The following is an 18,432-nucleotide window of genomic DNA, read 5'->3' as shown; positions in this document are numbered from 1 at the left end:
GCGCCCCCCTGATCGACCTCGCCCGCCGCTACTGCCGCCCCGGCGAACATCCATTGCAGGTACTGCTGGCCATCGACCCGACCTTCGCCGTGCACGAGCGCCCGGCGTCCTATACCGAGCAGGAACTGGAGGAATACCCCGCCGCCTGCGAGGAGCAGCAACTGGCCGAACGCGCCCTGCAACAAGCCGTGGCCACGCTGCGCGAAGCGGGTTTCCAATGCCAGGGTTGCATGGTCGCTGCGCAACCGGTCGAGGCCATCGTCGACAAGACCCGGGAACTCGGCTGCGAGCTGATCATCATGGGCCACCGGCACCTGTCGCGCCTCGGCAGGCTGCTGGACCCGTCGATCAGCAGCAAGGTGATCGACCGGGTACAGGTGCCGGTGCTGGTCTGCCCGGCGGGCGAGTGACCCTCACGCCCCGCCCGGCCTGACCACCACCGTGCAGGTCGTGCCAGCGGCCAGCAGGTAGCCCTCGGGCACTTCATCGATATGAATCCGCACCGGCACCCGCTGCGCCAGGCGCACCCAGTTGAAGGTCGGGTTCACATCGGCGACCAGCTCGCGGCTCTGCGGGTTGTCACGGTCGTAGATGCCGCGGGCGATGCTCTCGACATGCCCCTTGAGCAACTCGCCGCTCATCATCTGCAGCTCGGCCTGGTCCCCCACCTTCACATGCGGCAGCTTGGTCTCCTCGAAGAAGCCGTACACCCAGAACGAATGCTCGTCCACCACCGCCATCACCGCCTCGCCGGTGCGGGCGTAATCGCCCTTGTGGATGTTCAGGTTGGTGACGTAGCCGTCGACCGTGGCAACGATCTCGGTGCGCTTGAGGTTCAGCTCGGCCGCTGCCAGTTGTGCCTGGGCCTGCTGATAGTCGGCCAGGGCGGCGTTGGCGATATTGCTGGCGTCGTCGCGGTTCTCCTTGGAGATGACCAGGTTGTCCAGGTCGGCACGGCGCCGTGCGTTGACCTTGCGCATCTCCCAGGTGGACTTGCGCGAAGCGACCAGCGCCCGGGCCTGCTCCACTGCCAGGCGATAGTGCTCGGGGTCGATGCGGATCAGCACATCGCCCTTCTTCACCTGCTGGTTGTCACGCACCGGCACGTCCACCACATAACCCGGCACATCGGCCGCGACGTTGATGATGTCGGCGCGCACGCGACCGTCGCGGGTCCAGGGCGTGGTCATGTAGTGCAGCCACAACTGGCGGCCGATCACCACGGCAGCGGTCAGCACCAGCAGGGTGGCGAGGAAGCTGAAGAATTTTTTCATCGAAGGTTTCTCACCAGTAGACAGACAGCGCCAGTGCGCCGAACAGGCAGACGAACAGGGACAGGCGCAACAGCGCCGGGTGCCAGAAGAAGCGATAGCCGTCGTGGCTGGCGATGAAGCGGTCCAGGCCCCAGGCCAGGCCTGCAGCGAACAGGAACATCAGGGTCATGGTGGGCATGTACACGCCATGGAAGGCGATCTCACGGGGCATGGTGCAATCCTTTGGCCGGGGCCAGGGGTGACTGGGGGTCGAGCAGCGAGGTGCGGATGAAGTGCAGGTAGCTCTGCGCGCGGCGCAGCAGCGAGGTGTCGAAGTGCCGGGCAAAAGGTTCGTCGGTGGCCTGCACGCGGCTGATGGCGTGGTCGACCGCCACCAGCGCGCGCTCGTGGTTGCTGGCGTTGGGCTGCAGGAACAGCCGCGCCAGGGCGCGCCCCATCACCCGGATCGCCTGGCGCCAGGGCTGCGATTCGGCATAGGCCGGGTGCACCGGGGCATTGGCCTGCTCCTTGCGCAGTTCGATCACGGCGTGGCCGACTTCCGATACCACGAACATCCAGCCCATCAGCTCGGCCTGCACCTGTGGCTTGCCGGCCGCCAGGCCATAGGCCTGGTGCAGCAGGTCGCGGGTGCGACTCTCGAAAGCCGAGCCCAGGCCACGCAGGCGGCCACCGATGGCGAACAGCACCTGTTCGCGCAGGTCCTGCTCCAGGCGGCTCCATAGCCAACGACTGTTCGGCGGCAGGATGATCGCCCCGGCCGCAGCGCAGACCAGCATGCCGATGATCATGCCGATGTAATCGTTGATGAAGGCATACGGGTCGTAGACCGTGAGGTTGTTGGGCACCGAACCGATGGCGAAGAACACCAGCAAGCCCACGCCATAACCGGCATAGGCCGGACGCGACGAGAGAAACGCACCGAGCACGAACACTGGCGCCAGCACCATGCACAGCAGGGCGAAGCCGTCGATCCAGGGGAACACGAAGAAGGTCTCGAAGAAACCGATGAACGCGCCGAGCAGGGTGCCGCACGCCATCTGGAACGACATGCGCCTGGGGTTGGGCGACGCCGCCGAAAGGCCGGCGGTGACCGTGGCGATCAGCGTCATCATGGCGCCGCTGGGCCAGTCGCTGAGCAGCCAGTAGCTGCCCAGTAGCAACAGCACCGCGGCGCCACGCACGCCGGCGGCCAGCGACACCAGCCAGCTGGTCTGTGCCACATAAGGCTCGTCCCACTGCTCGCGTTCGTGGTTGTGCGCGGCCAGTGAGGCGTGGGTCTGGGCGTAGCTGTAGAGGTCGTCGACCAGGCGGTAGAGCAGCTCGTAGGTGGTGTGGAAATCGAGCAGGTCGGCGTCGCTGGGGCCGGTCTCCAGGTACGCCGCACGCAGCCCGCGCACCTGGGCCTGCAGGCCGTCCTTGTAGGCCGCCAGCTCCAGGGTCAGGCGTAACGCATCGGCATCGGTCAGGGCTCGCCCGACGTAGGGTTCGAGCAACTGCGCCAGGGTTTGCAGGCCCGGCTCGATGGCACCGACGATCTGCGCCGGGCCGCGCGCGCGCAGGCGTTCGAGCAAACGGTGCAGGGCGTTGAAACGGGTGGTGATGGCCATGAATTCGCTGTTCATGCGCACCAGGCGCCCGGAGCGCCTGCGCATGTGTGGGTCTTCGAAGGCGGTGACGTTGCGCAGGCTCTCCAGCCCCACCGCCTCGGCGATGAAACGCACGTTGCACGACTCGAACAGCGCACGCTGGCTGTTGCCGCGCAGGGCCTCGACCACCACCCCGGCAAACACGCCAAAGCGCTGGTACAAGGCATTGCGCATGGCGGCACTGGCCGATTGCGGCAGGATCGCGGCGCTGACCAGGGTCGAGACGAGAATGCCCAGGGAAATCTCCAGCACCCGCCATACCGCGGCCATGAACGCCTGGTCAGGGTGCTGGAGCACCGGCAGGCCGATCATCGCAGCGGTGTAACCGGCCAGCACGAAGCCATAGGCGCGGAAGGTGCGATAGCGCATGGCCCCTGCCGAGCACAGGCCGACCCACAGCGCCAGGCTGGGCAGGAACAGCTCGGTGTTCTGCGGGAAGATCGCGATCAGCGCGACCATCATCGCCGAGCCGGCCAGGGTGCCGAGCATGCGGTAGAAACTCTTGGCGAACACATGCCCGCTCTGCGGCTGCATGACGATGAACACGGTGATCATCGCCGTGCGCGGCTGCGGCAGCTCCAGACGCATGGCCAGCCAGAGGGTGAGGAACGCCGCAGCGAGCACCTTGAAGATGTAGACCCAGGTCACCCCGTCGGTGCGCGCCCAGGCAAAGAAGCCCCGGCGCCATTCCAGGTTGGACAGCCAGCGCATCATTGCCCGCGCCCCGAGGCAATCAGGGCCGGTGCTTTCGGCGCCGCCTGATGCCCTTCATCCGGCACGTCGCTGCCCGCACCCAGACCACCGCCCAACGCCGTGACCAGCTCGGCATGCACACTCAAGCGCGCGGCCTGGACCTGCTGCTGGATCTGCTGCTGGCGAAACAACAGGGTCTGCGCATTGAGCACGTTCAGGTAGTCGGTCAGCCCGCGCTGGAAGGCAACCGTGGCGATGTCGTAGGTCTTCTGCGCGGCGGCGACCGATTCGGCCGCGAAGTGTGCCTGCTGCGCCATCGACTCGCGACGGATCAACTGGTCGGAAATCCCCTTCAACGCCCCGACCACTGTTTCGTTGTAATGGGCAACAGCCATGTCGTAGCCGGCCGAAGCTTCACCCAACTGCGCGCGCAGACGCCCGCCATCGAAGATCGGCAAGCTGATGGCAGGCCCGACGTTGTAGTTGAACTTGCGGCCGGTGAGAAACTCCAGCGGCCCGCCACCGGTGGCCATGAAACCAAGGCCGCCGACCAGGTCGACGTTGGGGAAGAAGCCTGCGTGGGCGACCTCGATGCCGCGGGCCTGGGCTGCCACCTGCCAGCGGCTGGCGACCACGTCGGGGCGCTGGCCGACCAGCTCGGCGGGCAATGCCGAGGGCAAGGACAGCGGTGCCGCGAGCGTCAGTGTCGGGCGCTGCAGGCTGGCCCCCTCGCCCGGTCCCTTGCCGGCCAGTGCCGCCAATTGATTGCGCGTCAGGGCGATTTCTTCGTCGAGGCTGTCGAGCTGCCGATGGGTTTCCGGCAACGGCGCTTCGGCCTGACTGACGTCCAGATGGGTACCGATCCCGGCTTCGAGGCGCCGCTTGGCCAGCGCGAGGATCTGCTCCTGCTGTTCCAGCTCGGCCTGGACGATGTCGCGCTGGGCGAAATGCAGGCTCAGCTGGATGTAGGTGCGCACCACGTTGTCGTGCAATTCGAGCTGGGCCTGGCGGGCTTCGGCGGCGCGCATGTGCGCCTGGTCCAGCGCCTGCTCAGTGGCGTTGCGTTCACGGCCCCACAGGTCGAGGGCGTAGCTCAGGCCAATGGCGGCGTTGTTGTCCCAGGTATTGGCGCCGGACAGGGCGCCGGGGCCGTAGAACTGGTCCTCCGGCCAGTTGTGGCGCTTGAGGGTCGCCTCGCCATTGGCCTGGAGGCGTTCCGCCGACTCGACCACACCCGCCAGGGCCCTGGCCTGGCGCACCCGCGCCGCGGCCATGGCCAGGCTCGGGCTACCGGCAACCGCGAGGTCCATCCAGCGATCGAGCTGGGGATCACCATAGGCGCGCCACCATTGCTGCACGGGCCAATGGGCGTCGCGGTCGGCTTCGCGGATGGCAGTGTCGGTGGCGAGTTGGTTGGCTTGCAGCGTCTTGCTTTGCGGGGCGATGCCCCAGGTTCCGATACAGCCGCTCAAGGACAGGCTAAGGGCACAGGCACTGAGCGCTCGAAGCGCTCCGATGTTGCGACGCGGCACAGCTGCGATTTCCCGAGGAAGAGGTGAAGGGGCCGGGCAATTCTAGGGGCGGGTTTCATTGGCGATAAGCGCATATTCCTGCGAATCTTTGTTACCAAAACAGCGATAATCCGGCTTTGGTCGGACGTTCTTTTTCGTCACTTCATGTCACAATTTTGTCCTCTAGATCGAGAGTGACCCATGGACACCCTGCAAAACATGCGTGCTTTCAGTTGTGTAGCCCAGCTCGGCAGCTTCACCGCCGCCGCTGCGCAGCTGGATACGACCACCGCCAACGTGTCGCGAGCGGTCTCCAACCTGGAAGCCCATCTGCAAACCCGCTTGCTCAATCGCACCACACGGCGCATCGCCCTGACCGAAGCGGGCAAGCGCTACCTGATGCGCTGCGAACAGATCCTGACCTTCGTCGAGGAGGCCGAAGCCGAGGCCAGCGATGCCCACGCCCGCCCGGCCGGGCAGCTCAAAGTGCATTCGATGACCGGCGTCGGCCAGCATTTCGTGGTCGATGCCATCGCCCGCTACCGCGAAACGCACCCAGACGTCACATTCGACCTGACCATGGCCAACCGCGTGCCCGACCTGCTCGACGAGGGCTATGACGTGTCCATCGTGCTGGCCAGCGAGCTACCGGATTCGGGGTTCGTCTCCCAGCGCCTGGGCATCACCTACAGCATCGTCTGCGCCTCGCCCGACTACATCGCTCGCCACGGCATCGCACACAAGCCTGCCGACCTGCTCAAGCACCAGTGCCTGCGCATGGTCAGCCCGGTGATCCCGCTGGAAAAATGGTTGTTCGACGGCCCGGAAGGTCAGGAGATGGTCAACATCACCAGCTCGCCGTTCCAGGTGAACTCCGCCGACGCGATGAAGACCGCGATCCGCAGTGGCATGGGGGTGGGCGTGCTGCCGATCTACTCTGCCATCGACGGCCTGCGCGACGGCAGCCTGGTGCGGGTGATGCCCGACTATCGCCTGCAGGAGCTGAACCTGTACGCGATCTACCCGTCGCGCCAGTACCTGGATGCCAAGATCAAGACCTGGGTCGAGTACCTGCGCAACTCGCTGCCGGAAATCCTGGCGGCGCATGAAGCGGACCTGAAGACCCATGAATTGCTGATCGCCACCTGAAAAAGCTGCTGCATTGAAGGTGGGGACAATGGTAGGTTGCTAACCAATCGTTGATTCGCGGCGGCCTCTTCGCAAGGCCGCCATCGTCCCACCGCCTTGCAGAGAAGTAGCCCGATGAAAAAGACCGTCCTGGCCTTCAGCCGTATCACCCCGGCCATGGCCGAGCGCCTGCAGCACGACTTCAACGTGATCCTGCCCAATCCCAAGCTGGGCGACATCAATGCCCAGTTCAACGAAGCGCTGCCTGAGGCCCACGGCCTGATCGGCGTCGGCCGCAAGCTCGGCCGCGCGCAGCTCGAAGGTGCGGGCAAGCTGGAGGTGGTGTCGAGCGTGTCGGTCGGCTACGACAACTACGACCTGGACTACTTCAACGAACGCGGCATCGCCCTGACCAACACCCCCGACGTGCTCACCGAAAGCACCGCCGACCTGGGCTTTTCGCTGATCATGGGCTGTGCCCGCCGTACCGCCGAGCTGGACGCCTGGACCAAGGCCGGCAATTGGCAGGCAACCGTAGGTCCGGCACATTTCGGCAGCGACGTGCACGGCAAGACCCTGGGCATCGTCGGCATGGGCAACATCGGCGCCGCCGTGGCACGCCGTGGTCGCCTGGGCTTCAACATGTCGATCCTGTATGCCGGCAACAGCCGCAAGAGCGCGCTGGAGCAGGAACTGGGCGCGCAGTTCCGCAGCCTGGAGCAGTTGCTGGCCGAGTCCGATTTCGTCTGCATCGTGGTGCCGTTGTCCGATGCCACCCGCAAGCTGATCGGCGCCCGTGAGCTGAAGCTGATGAAGCCGAGCGCCTTCCTGATCAACATCGCCCGCGGGCCGGTGGTGGACGAGGCGGCGCTGGTCGAGGCGCTGCAAGCTGGCACCATCCGTGGTGCAGGGCTGGATGTGTACGAGAAGGAGCCGCTGGCCGATTCTCCGCTGTTCAAGCTGCCCAACGCGCTAACCCTGCCGCACATCGGCTCGGCGACTGCCGAGACACGCGATGCCATGGCCAACCGGGCGATGGAGAACCTGCGCGCAGCGTTGCTGGGCGAGCGACCGCGGGACCTGGTGAATCCGCAGGTGTGGAAGGGCTGAGTCTGGCCGCTGACTGTACCGGCCTCTTCGCGGGCAAGCCCGCTCCCACAGGTAACACCACCGTATTCAGAAGCTATGTGGGCTGTTGTGGGAGCGGGCTTGCCCGCGAAGAGGCCAGCACCCATCCAACAGGCTCACCGCGGCTGGCGCCGCCTGCCCAGCACCTTGCGCACCACATACCGCGGCCGGTGCTTGGTCTCCTGGTAGATCCGCCCGACATACTCGCCCAGTATCCCGATCCCGATCAGCTGCACCCCGCCCAGGAACAGGATCGCCGACAGCAACGACGGATACCCTGGCAGGTCGATCCCCCACAGTACCTTCTGCACGATCAGGTACACCGCAAATACCAGCGCGAACAGCGACACCCCCGCGCCGATGTAGGTCCACAACCGCAACGGCACGGTACTGAACGAGGTGATGCCGTCCAGCGCCAGGTTCCACAGCCGCCACAGGCCGAACTTGCTCTCCCCCGCCACCCGCGGCGGGCGGTCGTACTCGATGATCTCGGTGCGAAATCCTACCCACGACAACACGCCCTTCATGAACAACTGCTGCTCCGGTAACTGGCGGATCGCGGCGACCACCTTGCGGTCGAGCAGCCGAAAATCACCGACGTTCTCTTCGATATGAGTGGAGGCGATACGGTTGTGCAGCCGGTAATAAAGGCGTGCGCTCCAGCGCTTGAGCGGGGTGTCGGCATCGCGGCTGCGACGCTTGGCCAGGACCACGTCGGCGCCCTGCTGCCAACGCTCGACCATCTGCGCGATCAGTTCGATGGGATCCTGCAAGTCGACATCGATCGGCACCATGGCATCGCCATCGGCATATTCGAGCCCGGCGAACAGCGCCGACTCCTTGCCGAAGTTGCGCGAGAAGTTGATCACCGTGACCCATTCATCACGTAGCGCAAGCTCGGCGCAGATCGCCTCGGTCTCGTCGCTGCTTCCGTCATTGACGAACAGGATCTCCACCGTCATGCCCTGCAGCGACGGCTCGGCACGCACGGTGCGGTAGAAGTGTTCGAGGGTGTCCTGCTCGTTGTACACCGGCACGATGAGGGTGATGTTCATGGCGTCCTCCGTCTGAAGACCACACTGCGCGAGTAGCTGTAACCCGCTACAAGGCTGACCGTGGAAAAGATCACGAGGGTCAGCCAGGGTGACAGGCGCGCCCAGTCGGAAAGCGCACCCACTGCCACACTCACTGTCCCCATGCCCAGCAGGAACAGCAAGTAGCGCCGCTTGCTGGGCCTGGCCGCGAAGGTGTAGCGGGCGTTGACGTAGTACGACAGGCTCGCCGCAACGGCAAACGCCAGCAGGTTGCTTGGCGCCTGGCGCAACCCCAGCAGCAGGTGCAGCAGGAAGAACACCGACCCGTGCGCCAGGGTGTTGCCCAACCCGACCAGCACATAGCGCCGCATCTGGCCCAACACCCCGCCCGCACCGGCGTTCAAGGCAACGTCCAGGGTTTGGGCTGCGGCTTGGTCACCACATAACCCTGGTCGCCGATGAGGTAGATGCTGTACAGGCGGTTGTCCACTAGCGGTGTGCCGCCGCGGGCCAGCAGGTCATCGGCGCGCCAGGTCGGTGCCGGGCTCTGGTTGGCGGTGCTGTTGATATAGAACTGGCCGATACCGACGCGCGCCATCATCTCCGGCAAGAGTACGAAGTCCGAACTGCGGATGAACTTGAGCAACGGTGCCCGGGCCTGCGCGCCAGCGGCCGCAGGCAACCAACCGTCGGCCTGGTTGCGTTCGAGCAGGTAGAAGGCGCGGGCCTTGTCCAGCGCGGGGTGGCTGAGGATGTCCTGACCGATGTACTGACCGATCGCCGCGAACTGCGCCTTCTGCGCCTCCAGCAGGCGGCCATGGGCGTAGGCCAGCGACAGCATCGACAACAGCGGCAGGCAGAGAAATAGCGCACGATCGGGCGCGCCGTCACCCAGCCCGCGCCTGGCCAGGTAGAGCAGTAGCACCAGCACGCAGGCAAAGCCCATCAGGGTGCGTGCGCCATGAATGAAATAGTCGAATGCCAGCATCACGCCGCTGGTCATCACCACCAGCACCAGCACCGCCAGCAGCAGGCCGGCGACGCGCACGAGCAGGCCTGGCAGGCCGTGCTGCCGATGGATACCTCGAGCATCGCGCCACAGCCCAGCGGCGGCCAGCAGCGCCAGCCCCACCGCCAGGACCAGGTTGCCGGGCGTCAGCAGCAGGGCGACATGCTCGAATGCCGTGCCCAGGCGCGTCATCACTTCGCCCGGCAGGGCAGCATCCACTGCCAGCATGGTCAAACGCTGCGCGGACATCCACGGCATCGCCACCAACAGATACACCAGCGCGCCCAACAGCATCTGCACCACACGCAAGGTCACCACCTTGCCCAGCCGGGCCAGCGGATCGCCGCGCAACAGGCCACGCACCGCGTCGATGCAACACAAGCCGATGAATACGTTCAGCGTCACCTGGTAGAAACCCAGGCCGCAGGCAATCAAGACGGTGCCGGCGAACAACCGGCGTGGATCAAGGCTCGCCGCCAGGATCATCACCGCCAAACCCAGTGCCATGGCGGGCCCGTCGTACTGGTATGCCAGGTTCTGCAGGAAGAACGGGCTGTACCACAGCGGCAACACCACCAGCAGGTCGGTCGGGCGCGGCTGGCCGAAGTAGTGAATGGCCAGGCGCGCCAGGGCATAGGCCGCCACTGGCAGGCTCAACAGCAGCGGCAGGGGGAACAGGTTGATCGCCCCGCCGGCGAAGCTCAGCCCTGCATGCAGCCACTGGGTGAGCAGGCGCCCTTCGGCGGTCCAGTTCCCCGTGGCGGTCTGCGCGCGCCAGACATCGTCGAGGTACATCGAGTCGGCGAGAATCAGCGGCAGCACATGCAGGGCAAGTGCGAGCAGGCAGAGCAGGTGCGCCTGGCGCGGTGTCAGGGGGCGGTTCCACGGCTGGGCTGTCGGCATGGCCTACCTTGCAGGATCAAGGGGTTTGGCCAAGTGTAGACAGCGCAGCGCCAGCGTCTTCTGCAACGGTGTCGGGCACAGGCCTCACTTCATGGCCAACGCTGCCTGGGTGGCCTTGCCAACCCGGGGCTTGCGAAACACCAGCACGTTACCGGCCATCACGGCGACCAGCCCCAGCAATGCCGGTGCCGTCCACTGATAGCCTTCGGCGAATGCCGACACGTTCAGCGCTACCAGCGGGAACAGCACCGTGCAATACGCCGCCCGCTCCGGGCCCATGCGCCCGACGAGGGTAAGGTAGGCAGTAAAGCCAATCACTGAACCTGGAATCACCAGGTACAGCAGCGAACCGATATAGCGGGTGTTCCACTCCATGGCGAAGGGCACGCCATTGACCAGGCAATACACCCCCAGCAGGGTCGCCCCGTACACCATCCCCCAAGCGTTGGTGGTCATCGGCTTGAGGCCAGCCTTCTGTTGCAGGCTGGAAAGCATGTTGCCGGCCGAGAAGCACAGGGTGCCCAGCAACGCCTGGCCCAGGCCGACCAGGGTTTCACGGCCGGCGGCGTGTCCGGACAGTTCGGGCCAGAACAGCAGGCCCAACCCCAGCAAGCCCATGGCGCCACCGCCCAGCACGTTGGCGGCGATCTTCTGGCCGAAGAAGATCCGCGCGTTGAGCGCGTTCCACAGGGTCGCGGTGGAGAACACCACGGCGATCAGGCCGCTGGCGATCCACTGGCTGGCGGTGAGGAAGCACATGAAATTGACACAGAACAGGCAAAGCCCCTGGGCCAGGCAGATCAGGTGCCCACGCCGATTCATCGGTTGCAGGCGACGGGTCAGCAGCAGGATCGCGAACAGGATCAGACCTGCCAGGGCAAAGCGGTAGACGATCGATACCGGGATCTCGACCACACCCAATTGCAGCTTCAGGGCGATCCAGGTGGTGCCCCAGATCAGGACGGTGAGCAAATAGAGCGACAGATTCATGGGCGGGGTCCTTGGGGCTGGCGGTGGTCTGCGGGAGCGGCGGTGGCAGCGGGCTTGCCCGCGAAGAACCCACCGCCGCTCACGAAGTCTGTCCCCCTCGCCCCGCCCCGCGCTTGCACAAACTTGCGCTTTTCCGTCGGCAACCACTCCCCTTGCGCTCGCGCCGCAGTACGATAGCCCTCCAGAGGAATCGCCCATGCCGCCACTTCATCAGTTGCAAGTCTTCAACGCCATGCACAGCTCGCCCAACGCCCGCCTGGAAGCCAGCGCGCAAATGGGCGAGGGCCTGGCCGCAGCCCTGTGGCGCAACCGTGACGATGCGCGTGACTACCTCGCCCCCAGCCACCACACCCTGTCGTGCTACATCGCCGACGGCACCGGCACCTTCCGCCGCCAGCGCCCGGGCGACAAGGGCGCGCCGAACAAACTGTGCATCATGCCCGCCGGTCACGAGTCCAACTGGGTGGTCAACGGCACCATCCGCCTGGCGCACCTGTACATCAGCGAAGAACAGTTCGCCCTCGGCTGCATTCGGCTGCTCGACCGCGAGCCACGGGAAATGCAGCTGCACGAAGCCACCTTCCTCGACGACCCACAGCAGGCCCTGCGCTTTCACCAACTGATCGGGCTTGACTGGAACGAACCTGCCGAGCGCCTGCTGGCCAGCAGCCTGGCCCACGCCATCATCGACCATGCCGTGCTGGGCCAGGCCGGCCTGCGCCAGGGCCTGCGGCTCAAGGGCGGGCTGGCGCCGCACCAGCGTCGGCATCTGGTGGACTACATCGAGGCCAATCTCGACCAGCCGCTTTCACTGAACGAACTGGCGCTGCGCTGCAATCTGTCCGAATACCACTTTGCCCGGATGTTCCGCGCAAGCTTCGGCCTGCCGCCGCACCAGTACCTGCTGGCGCGCCGGCTGCATCAGGCGTGCCGGTTGCTGCGCCAGGGCGACCTGCCGCTGGGGCAGGTGGCATTGCTGTGCGGGTTTGCCAGTGCCAGCCATTTCAGCAATCGCTTCAGGCAGGCGATGGGCGCAACGCCCGGGGAGTATCGTGCTGCGTTGGGCAGAATAGAACTTGCGAGCCGATAAACCTTCGCCTGGGTACCTGATAATTCTGCTAGTTGTGGGCTCCTGATCATGTGTCTAGTTTCAGCAGGCACCTATCGCCCTTCACTGAATCTATCGCCCAGGAGAAAACAATGGAAAAAATCACAGAACTACCCGACAAATCTTATGGTTCATCTGCGCCGGATACATCGCAGGAACCTTACTTTAATCTGAGGTGGTATGGCTTCGAGAGCGAACATACCTCCGAGACCTCGAATGCCAAGATTGATTATGAGTTCTTCGCAGGCTTCACTCAGATCATAGCGCGTATGGCCCTCTCGCTTGACCGGGTCGTTCTGAATGTTCCCAATGGTTCCAAAGATGGGAGTTACCCTTTTGTCACCATGGATGAACATCAAGGCGGGAAAGTCGGCATCATCCCCGGAATCATCCTGGGAGGAACCGCCCTCCGTTCAATAAAAGGTGTTGTCGATCTGAACAACATCGACGGAAGGTGCATCGTCAGCTTCTCTGGAACGGCAGACGGGTTCATCCTCAGAAAAGGGTATTTCAACTTCCCTTACCCGCGTGAACCACGTTGATGATTGAAAGCACTCTAGTTCGCCCTTGAAGTAGAGTGCTGCTGACCTGCCTCAGAACTCCAACGTACTCGATACACTCACCTGCCGTGCGTCGCCAATAGCCACGAAGTACCGGTTCACTGCCGAGCTGTAGTACACCTTGTCGAACAGGTTCTTCACGTTCAACTGCAAACGCACCTTGTGCGCATCCAGCTTGGTCTCGTAGCTGGCGAAGGCGTCGGCCACGGTGTAGGCCGGCAGGTCGAAATCGTTGGTCGGGTTACCTGCCCGCTCACCGACATAACGCGCACCGGCTCCCAAACGTAGACGATCACCACCGAACAGGCTGCCGTAGTCGTACACCGCCGACAGCGAGCCGGTATGGCGCGCCACGTTCTGCAGGCGATTACCCTTGAGGGCCGGGTCCTTGGTCACTTCGGCGTCGGTGAAGGCATAGCTGCCGATCAGGCTCCAGCGTTCGCTGAGCTGGCCGCTCAGGTCCAGTTCGACGCCACGCGAGCTGACTTCGCCGGCATTGCTGTACAGGGTTTCGCCGGTGCGGGTGTCGAAGTTGGCCACCAGGACATTGCGCTTGGTGATGTCGAACAGCGCCAGGGTGCCGGTGATCTGCCCGGGAATGTCGAGCTTGGCCCCCAGTTCCCAGGCCTTGCCCTCCTCCGGGGCAATGGAGGAATCGAGCACCAGCCCGCCGCTCAGCGGGGCGATGCTGGAGTTGGGCTTGAACGACTCGCTGTAGCTGCCATAGAACGACAGTTGCTCGTCGACCTTGTAGACCAGCCCGGCATGCGGGGTCCAGGCGCGGTCGCTGGTGTCGGTGTTGGTGGTGAACGGTCGGCCGCGACCGGCGAGCTGGTCGTACTGTTGCAGGCGCACACCGGCCACGGCGATCCAGTGCTCGTCCAGGTGCACGGCGTCCTGGAAGAACAGCGAGTCGGTGCGCAGCTTGTCGGTCTGGTCGCTATCGCTGGCACGCACGGTGCTGCCTTCAGGCTCCTGGCCGTAGACCGGGTTGAGGTAGCTGAAGGTCGAGCGGCTGGCCTGGCGGATCAGGTCGGCGCGGTAGACCTTGCGGTCTTCATGGTCGAAGCCCAGCAGCAGGTCATGTTGCATCCCGCCCAGTTGCACATTGCCGTTCAGGCTCAGGGTGGCGAACTGGTCGCGGCTCATGGCGCCGTGAGTGCCGTCGATGCTGCGGGTCAGGGTGCCACGGGCGTCGTTGACGCCGGTCACCCGCACCTGGCTGGCGTCGTAGGTTTCACGGTTGAAGCTGTAGCCGAAGTGCAGTTTCCAGTCGTCCGCCAACTGGTGATCGACCTCAAGGCGATACAGGTCCGAGCGGCCTTCCATGTCGTTGAACGGCTCGTCCAGGCGGCGAGTGGCCGGGATGTCCAGCGGGTGATTGGTGCGGTTGCTGATCGCCGTGCCACGGTCGAACGGATACAGGAACTCGCGGTGCTCGTAGGCCAGCAGCACCTGGGTGTCCTCGCCAAACCAGGCCAGCGACGGCGCCACCAGCGACTCGCGGTGCACGCCGTAGTTGCGCCAGTAGTCTTCATCTTCATGATCGACGATCAAGCGATAGGCCAGGTTGCTGTCGCCCAGTGCACCGGTGCTGTCGAAACTGCCACCGCTGCCATTCTTGCCGCTGCCGTAGGTCGAGCCGCGCAGGGTCAGGGCGTTGTATTGCTCGAGCTGCGGGCGCTTGCTGACCACGTTGATGACCCCGCCCGGATCCTGGATACCGTACAGCAGCGACGCCGGCCCCTTGAGCACTTCAACGCGCTCGGTGGTGGCGTTGAGGCTGCGCCCCTGCACGATCGGCATGCCGTCGCGCATGATCGAACCGTCGCGGTTGTCGCCAAAGCCGCGCTTCATCACCGTGTCGGAGGTGCCGCCAAAGTTGTTGCCCTGGGTGATACCGCTGACGTTGGCCAGGGCATCGTCGAGGTTGCGCGGCGCCTGGTCGCGCAGCACCTGGGCCGGAACCACGTTGATGGCGTGGGGCGTTTCCAGGTTCGTCCCCTGGCCGCGCATGATCGAGGGGCTGGCCGGTGGCTGGTAGCTGAAGCTGTCCATCTGCGAGGTCACGGTGGTGGCTTGCAGGTTCAAGGCGCCGGACGTGTCGAGAGGTTCCAGGGTCAGGGTGCGCGCATCGACGCGGCGCCAGGCCAGCCCGGATTGGCCAAGCAGTTGCTGCAAGGCCTGCTCGGCGCTGAACGAGCCGTTGAGCGCTGGCGCCTGCTGGCTGGGGAGCTCGAAGGTGTACACCACGCTTTGCCCGGTAGTGCGGCTGAAGGCGTTGAGGGCCTGGGCCAGTGGTTGGCCCGGCTGGGCGAAGGTATACACCTGAACCTGCTCGGCGGCGCGAGCCAGGGGTGTCAGCGCCACTGCGGACAGGGCGCAGAGACCGAACCAGAGAGGGACGCAACGCGGGGTGAACTTCATGGACGCTGACCTGTGAGAGAACGGATTTATTGCGAATGAATCGCACTTTCACTCACTACACGGATGCCGCGCCGGGTTACCTCACCCCCCCGTGAAAAAAAATTGCGCACACCACCCCCGATAACGGCAAAAGGCCGCTCCCGGGTATCACGCGCCCATCGGCGCATTACCCGGAAGCGGCCTTGTGCCGCAATCTTGCAGGGGATCAGTGGTGTTCGCGGGTCGCGCGGAACTGCACGTCAGGCCAGCGCTCTTCCATCAACGACAGGTTGACCCGGGTCGGTGCCAGGTAGGTCAGGTGGCCACCGCCATCGATGGCGAGGTTCTCCATGGCCTTGTTCTGGAATTCCTCGAGTTTCTTCTTGTCGTCGCAGGCGATCCAGCGTGCCGACCAGACGGTGATCGGCTCGTAGGCACACTCGACCTTGTACTCTTCCTTCAAGCGGCTGGCGACCACATCGAACTGCAGCACACCGACCGCACCGAGGATGATGTCGTTGCTGCGCTCGGGGAAGAACACCTGGGTCGCGCCCTCCTCGGCCAACTGCTGCAGACCCTGGCGCAGCTGCTTGGATTTCAGCGGGTCTTTCAGGCGCACACGGCGGAACAGTTCCGGGGCGAAGTGCGGGATACCGGTGAAGCCCAGCGCTTCGCCTTCGCTGAAGGTGTCGCCGATCTGGATGGTGCCGTGGTTGTGCAGGCCGATGATGTCGCCGGCATATGCCTCTTCGAGCTGTTCACGCTCGGAAGAGAAGAAGGTCAGCGCATCGCCGATGCGCAGGTCCTTGCCCAGGCGCACATGGCGCATCTTCATGCCCTTCTCGTACTTGCCCGAGCAGATACGCATGAAGGCGATACGGTCGCGGTGCTTGGGGTCCATGTTCGCCTGGATCTTGAACACGAAACCGGTGAACTTCTCTTCCACCGGCTCCACGGTGCGCTCGTGCGCCACCCGTGCCAGCGGGCGCGGTGCCCAGTCGACGACGGCATCGAGCACATGGTCGACACCGAAGTTGCCCAGGGCGGTCCCGAAGAACACAGGCGTGAGCTGGCCGTTGATGAACTCGTCCTGGTTGAACTCGTGGCAGGCGCCCTGCACCAGCTCCAGTTGCTCGACGAAGCCATCGTACTGGTCGCCCAGGTGAGCGCGGGCCTCATCGGAATCCAGCTTCTGGATGATCTTGGCTTCGGTGCGCTCGTGGCCGTGGCCCGGGGTGTAGACGATGATGTAGTCACCGGTGAGGTGGTACACGCCCTTGAAGTCGCGGTAGCAACCGATCGGCCAGGTGATCGGCGCGGCCTTGATCTTCAGTACCGCTTCGATTTCGTCGAGCAGTTCGATCGGGTCGCGGATGTCACGGTCGAGTTTGTTGATAAAGCTGACGATGGGCGTGTCGCGCAGGCGGCACACGTCCATCAGGGCGATGGTACGCGGCTCTACACCCTTACCGCCGTCCAGCACCATCAGCGCCGAGTCCACGGCGGTCAGGGTACGGTAGGTATCTTCGGAGAAGTCTTCGTGGCCGGGGGTGTCGAGCAGGTTGATCATGTGCTCGCGGTACGGGAACTGCATCACCGAGGTGGTGATGGAGATGCCGCGCTGCTTCTCCATTTCCATCCAGTCGGAGGTGGCATGGCGGTCGGACTTGCGCGACTTCACGGTCCCCGCGACGGAGATTGCCTTGCCCATCAGCAGGAGCTTCTCGGTGATGGTGGTCTTACCGGCGTCGGGGTGGGAAATGATTGCGAAAGTGCGGCGCTTCGCGACTTCGGCGGCCTGGTTGGTCATGGGAAATCGCCTGAATGGGGATCGAAAAATGGGGCGATATCATACCTGAACTCGGGCCTGGACCAAAGCCGGCTGCACGAGTGATTGCAGAACCGACCTCTTCGCGTGGCACGCCCGCGCCTACCGGTTGGCGATGCCCTGCGAAGAGGCCTGCCTAGTCACTCTAAATTCGTGGCATCGCCCAAAAGCCCTCCACCTTAGTGTTTTCAACGCCTGCAGCGCGACAAATCGCATTTTTCACGCGCCTTTATCCTGCTTAGCCAGTGATTAACACTGGCCAAATGCCGCCTCAGATGGGAACCTTTACGCCCTCGGAGACGTCCACTCCCCTGCAACCCGTTTCGGTTCAGGGCTGGTTTCACCAGCATTCACGAGCCTGACGGGGCTCGACTCATGGCATGAACGCACTGCCTCGCAGGCGTCACGCTGCTACTCGCGAACACACCACCCGCCTCCCGCACGGGCCGGCTACGAAGAAGTGTGTCCGCCGACGACATAAGGAGTCCACCTGTGGCGAAACGCTACGGAAAAGGGCTGATGGGATGGGCCTGCGTGCTCGTCATCCTGGCCCTGCTGATCCACTGGATCGGCACTGACACGATCGCGCGTTACCGCGACGATCTTGGGTTCTACCTGCAAGCGCACCTGGTACTGGTGCTGGCTTCGATGGCGGCGGCGCTGGCCGTGGGCATCCCCGCCGGCATTGCGCTCAGTCGACCGCACCGGGTCGACAAAGCCGAGCGCTTCATGCAGTTCTTCAACGTTGGCAACACCATTCCCCCCCTGGCCGTTCTGGCCATTGCCCTGAGCATTCTGGGCATCGGCGCAGGTCCTGCGATCTTCGCGTTGTTCCTCGCCTCCCTGCTGCCCATCGTGCGCAACACCTACGAGGGCCTGAAAAACGTCCCCGCCTCGCTCAAGGAAGCCGCCACCGGCATCGGCATGACCCCGCGCCAGCAACTCTGGCAGGTGGAGCTGCCCAACGCCGTGCCGATCATCGTCGGCGGCGTGCGCGTGGCCCTGGCGTTGAATGTGGGCACCGCACCACTGGCGTTTCTGATCGGCGCCAACAGCCTTGGCAGCCTGATCTTCCCCGGCATCGCCCTGAACAACCAGCCACAGCTGCTGCTGGGCGCCGCCTGCACGGCGCTCCTGGCCCTGGTACTGGATGCCCTGGTGAGCTTCTCCAGCAAGCGCTGGCTGGAACGCGGCCTGGCCGGATAACAAGAGGG

16 protein-coding genes are annotated in these 18,432 nt (G+C 64.5%); 6 read left to right on the top strand and 10 right to left on the bottom strand.

Features of this window, described 5'->3' with window-relative positions; translation table 11 throughout:
* Positions 1–8: 8 nt before the first annotated feature.
* Positions 9–410 (top strand): universal stress protein, encoded by a 402-nt coding sequence (locus tag IAE40_RS21945; RefSeq protein WP_442798309.1) that lies wholly within the window; start codon positions 9–11, stop codon positions 408–410.
* A 3-nt stretch (positions 411–413) separates the two neighbouring features.
* Here the strand turns inward: IAE40_RS21945 and IAE40_RS21940 are convergent, their stop codons facing one another.
* The 4 genes from IAE40_RS21940 to IAE40_RS21925 are packed head-to-tail and all read right to left on the bottom strand — an operon-like array spanning position 414 to position 5,145.
* The gene (locus tag IAE40_RS21940; protein WP_200603861.1) at positions 414–1,274 is read right to left on the bottom strand and encodes an efflux RND transporter periplasmic adaptor subunit; all 861 of its coding nucleotides are present in this window, start codon (positions 1,272–1,274) and stop codon (positions 414–416) included.
* A gap of 10 nt (positions 1,275–1,284) precedes the next feature.
* Complete coding sequence (locus tag IAE40_RS21935) at positions 1,285–1,485, bottom strand: DUF1656 domain-containing protein (protein WP_054894899.1); 201 nt, start codon at positions 1,483–1,485, stop codon at positions 1,285–1,287.
* Complete coding sequence (locus IAE40_RS21930; protein ID WP_200603863.1) at positions 1,475–3,631, bottom strand: FUSC family protein; 2,157 nt, start codon at positions 3,629–3,631, stop codon at positions 1,475–1,477. The genes IAE40_RS21935 and IAE40_RS21930 overlap by 11 nt, the downstream gene beginning before the upstream one ends.
* Entirely contained in the window at positions 3,631–5,145 is a 1,515-nt protein-coding gene (locus IAE40_RS21925) for an efflux transporter outer membrane subunit (protein ID WP_200603860.1), read from the bottom strand. The genes IAE40_RS21930 and IAE40_RS21925 overlap by 1 nt, the downstream gene beginning before the upstream one ends.
* A gap of 180 nt (positions 5,146–5,325) precedes the next feature.
* Between IAE40_RS21925 and IAE40_RS21920 the strand changes: the two genes are divergently transcribed.
* Complete coding sequence (locus IAE40_RS21920) at positions 5,326–6,273, top strand: LysR family transcriptional regulator (protein WP_054894897.1); 948 nt, start codon at positions 5,326–5,328, stop codon at positions 6,271–6,273.
* 114 nt (positions 6,274–6,387) lie between these two features.
* Positions 6,388–7,362 (top strand): 2-hydroxyacid dehydrogenase, encoded by a 975-nt coding sequence (locus tag IAE40_RS21915; RefSeq protein WP_054894896.1) that lies wholly within the window; start codon positions 6,388–6,390, stop codon positions 7,360–7,362.
* Between the two features lie 134 nt (positions 7,363–7,496).
* Here IAE40_RS21915 and IAE40_RS21910 read toward each other — a convergent pair whose 3' ends face one another.
* The 4 genes from IAE40_RS21910 to IAE40_RS21895 form a co-directional block, all read right to left on the bottom strand.
* Positions 7,497–8,435 (bottom strand): glycosyltransferase family 2 protein, encoded by a 939-nt coding sequence (locus IAE40_RS21910; protein ID WP_063546050.1) that lies wholly within the window; start codon positions 8,433–8,435, stop codon positions 7,497–7,499.
* Entirely contained in the window at positions 8,432–8,818 is a 387-nt protein-coding gene (locus tag IAE40_RS21905; protein ID WP_325167291.1) for a GtrA family protein, read from the bottom strand. The genes IAE40_RS21910 and IAE40_RS21905 overlap by 4 nt, the downstream gene beginning before the upstream one ends.
* Entirely contained in the window at positions 8,815–10,326 is a 1,512-nt protein-coding gene (locus tag IAE40_RS21900; RefSeq protein WP_200603859.1) for a glucosyltransferase domain-containing protein, read from the bottom strand. The genes IAE40_RS21905 and IAE40_RS21900 overlap by 4 nt, the downstream gene beginning before the upstream one ends.
* 84 nt (positions 10,327–10,410) lie before the next feature.
* On the bottom strand, positions 10,411–11,316 hold the full coding sequence (locus IAE40_RS21895; RefSeq protein ID WP_200603858.1) for a DMT family transporter: 906 nt from the start codon (positions 11,314–11,316) through the stop codon (positions 10,411–10,413).
* 196 nt (positions 11,317–11,512) lie between these two features.
* Here IAE40_RS21895 and IAE40_RS21890 point away from each other — a divergent pair, with 196 nt between their 5' ends.
* Positions 11,513–12,406: a helix-turn-helix domain-containing protein gene (locus tag IAE40_RS21890; RefSeq protein WP_063546053.1), complete on the top strand. Its 894-nt coding sequence runs from the start codon at positions 11,513–11,515 to the stop codon at positions 12,404–12,406.
* 110 nt (positions 12,407–12,516) lie between these two features.
* Positions 12,517–12,966 carry a hypothetical protein gene (locus IAE40_RS21885; RefSeq protein ID WP_197892290.1) on the top strand — a complete coding sequence of 150 codons (450 nt, stop codon included), beginning with the start codon at positions 12,517–12,519 and terminating at the stop codon, positions 12,964–12,966.
* Between the two features lie 51 nt (positions 12,967–13,017).
* On the opposite strand, the gene IAE40_RS21880 is transcribed toward IAE40_RS21885, so the two are convergent.
* The gene (locus IAE40_RS21880) at positions 13,018–15,411 is read right to left on the bottom strand and encodes a TonB-dependent siderophore receptor (RefSeq protein ID WP_200603857.1); all 2,394 of its coding nucleotides are present in this window, start codon (positions 15,409–15,411) and stop codon (positions 13,018–13,020) included.
* 205 nt (positions 15,412–15,616) lie between these two features.
* Entirely contained in the window at positions 15,617–17,200 is a 1,584-nt protein-coding gene (locus IAE40_RS21875) for a peptide chain release factor 3 (RefSeq protein WP_054892572.1), read from the bottom strand.
* 510 nt (positions 17,201–17,710) lie between these two features.
* Here IAE40_RS21875 and IAE40_RS21870 point away from each other — a divergent pair.
* Positions 17,711–18,424: an ABC transporter permease gene (locus tag IAE40_RS21870; RefSeq protein ID WP_054892571.1), complete on the top strand. Its 714-nt coding sequence runs from the start codon at positions 17,711–17,713 to the stop codon at positions 18,422–18,424.
* Positions 18,425–18,432: the final 8 nt, after the last annotated feature.

The organism is Pseudomonas sp. S44 (assembly GCF_016624805.1).
Lineage (GTDB): Bacteria > Pseudomonadota > Gammaproteobacteria > Pseudomonadales > Pseudomonadaceae > Aquipseudomonas > Aquipseudomonas machongensis.
This window is presented reverse-complemented; position numbering and strand designations above follow the sequence as displayed.

What these genes read in the sequence shown, in the direction of transcription:
- IAE40_RS21915 (WP_054894896.1), top strand. Translation starts at nt 6,388, where the DNA reads ATGAAAAAGACCGTCCTGGCCTTCAGCCGTATCACCCCGGCCATGGCC.
- IAE40_RS21940 (WP_200603861.1), bottom strand. Translation starts at nt 1,274, where the DNA reads ATGAAAAAATTCTTCAGCTTCCTCGCCACCCTGCTGGTGCTGACCGCT.
- IAE40_RS21910 (WP_063546050.1), bottom strand. Translation starts at nt 8,435, where the DNA reads ATGAACATCACCCTCATCGTGCCGGTGTACAACGAGCAGGACACCCTC.
- IAE40_RS21895 (WP_200603858.1), bottom strand. Translation starts at nt 11,316, where the DNA reads ATGAATCTGTCGCTCTATTTGCTCACCGTCCTGATCTGGGGCACCACC.
- IAE40_RS21930 (WP_200603863.1), bottom strand. Translation starts at nt 3,631, where the DNA reads ATGCGCTGGCTGTCCAACCTGGAATGGCGCCGGGGCTTCTTTGCCTGG.
- IAE40_RS21875 (WP_054892572.1), bottom strand. Translation starts at nt 17,200, where the DNA reads ATGACCAACCAGGCCGCCGAAGTCGCGAAGCGCCGCACTTTCGCAATC.
- IAE40_RS21885 (WP_197892290.1), top strand. Translation starts at nt 12,517, where the DNA reads ATGGAAAAAATCACAGAACTACCCGACAAATCTTATGGTTCATCTGCG.
- IAE40_RS21935 (WP_054894899.1), bottom strand. Translation starts at nt 1,485, where the DNA reads ATGCCCCGTGAGATCGCCTTCCATGGCGTGTACATGCCCACCATGACC.
- IAE40_RS21920 (WP_054894897.1), top strand. Translation starts at nt 5,326, where the DNA reads ATGGACACCCTGCAAAACATGCGTGCTTTCAGTTGTGTAGCCCAGCTC.
- IAE40_RS21890 (WP_063546053.1), top strand. Translation starts at nt 11,513, where the DNA reads ATGCCGCCACTTCATCAGTTGCAAGTCTTCAACGCCATGCACAGCTCG.
- IAE40_RS21880 (WP_200603857.1), bottom strand. Translation starts at nt 15,411, where the DNA reads ATGAAGTTCACCCCGCGTTGCGTCCCTCTCTGGTTCGGTCTCTGCGCC.
- IAE40_RS21900 (WP_200603859.1), bottom strand. Translation starts at nt 10,326, where the DNA reads ATGCCGACAGCCCAGCCGTGGAACCGCCCCCTGACACCGCGCCAGGCG.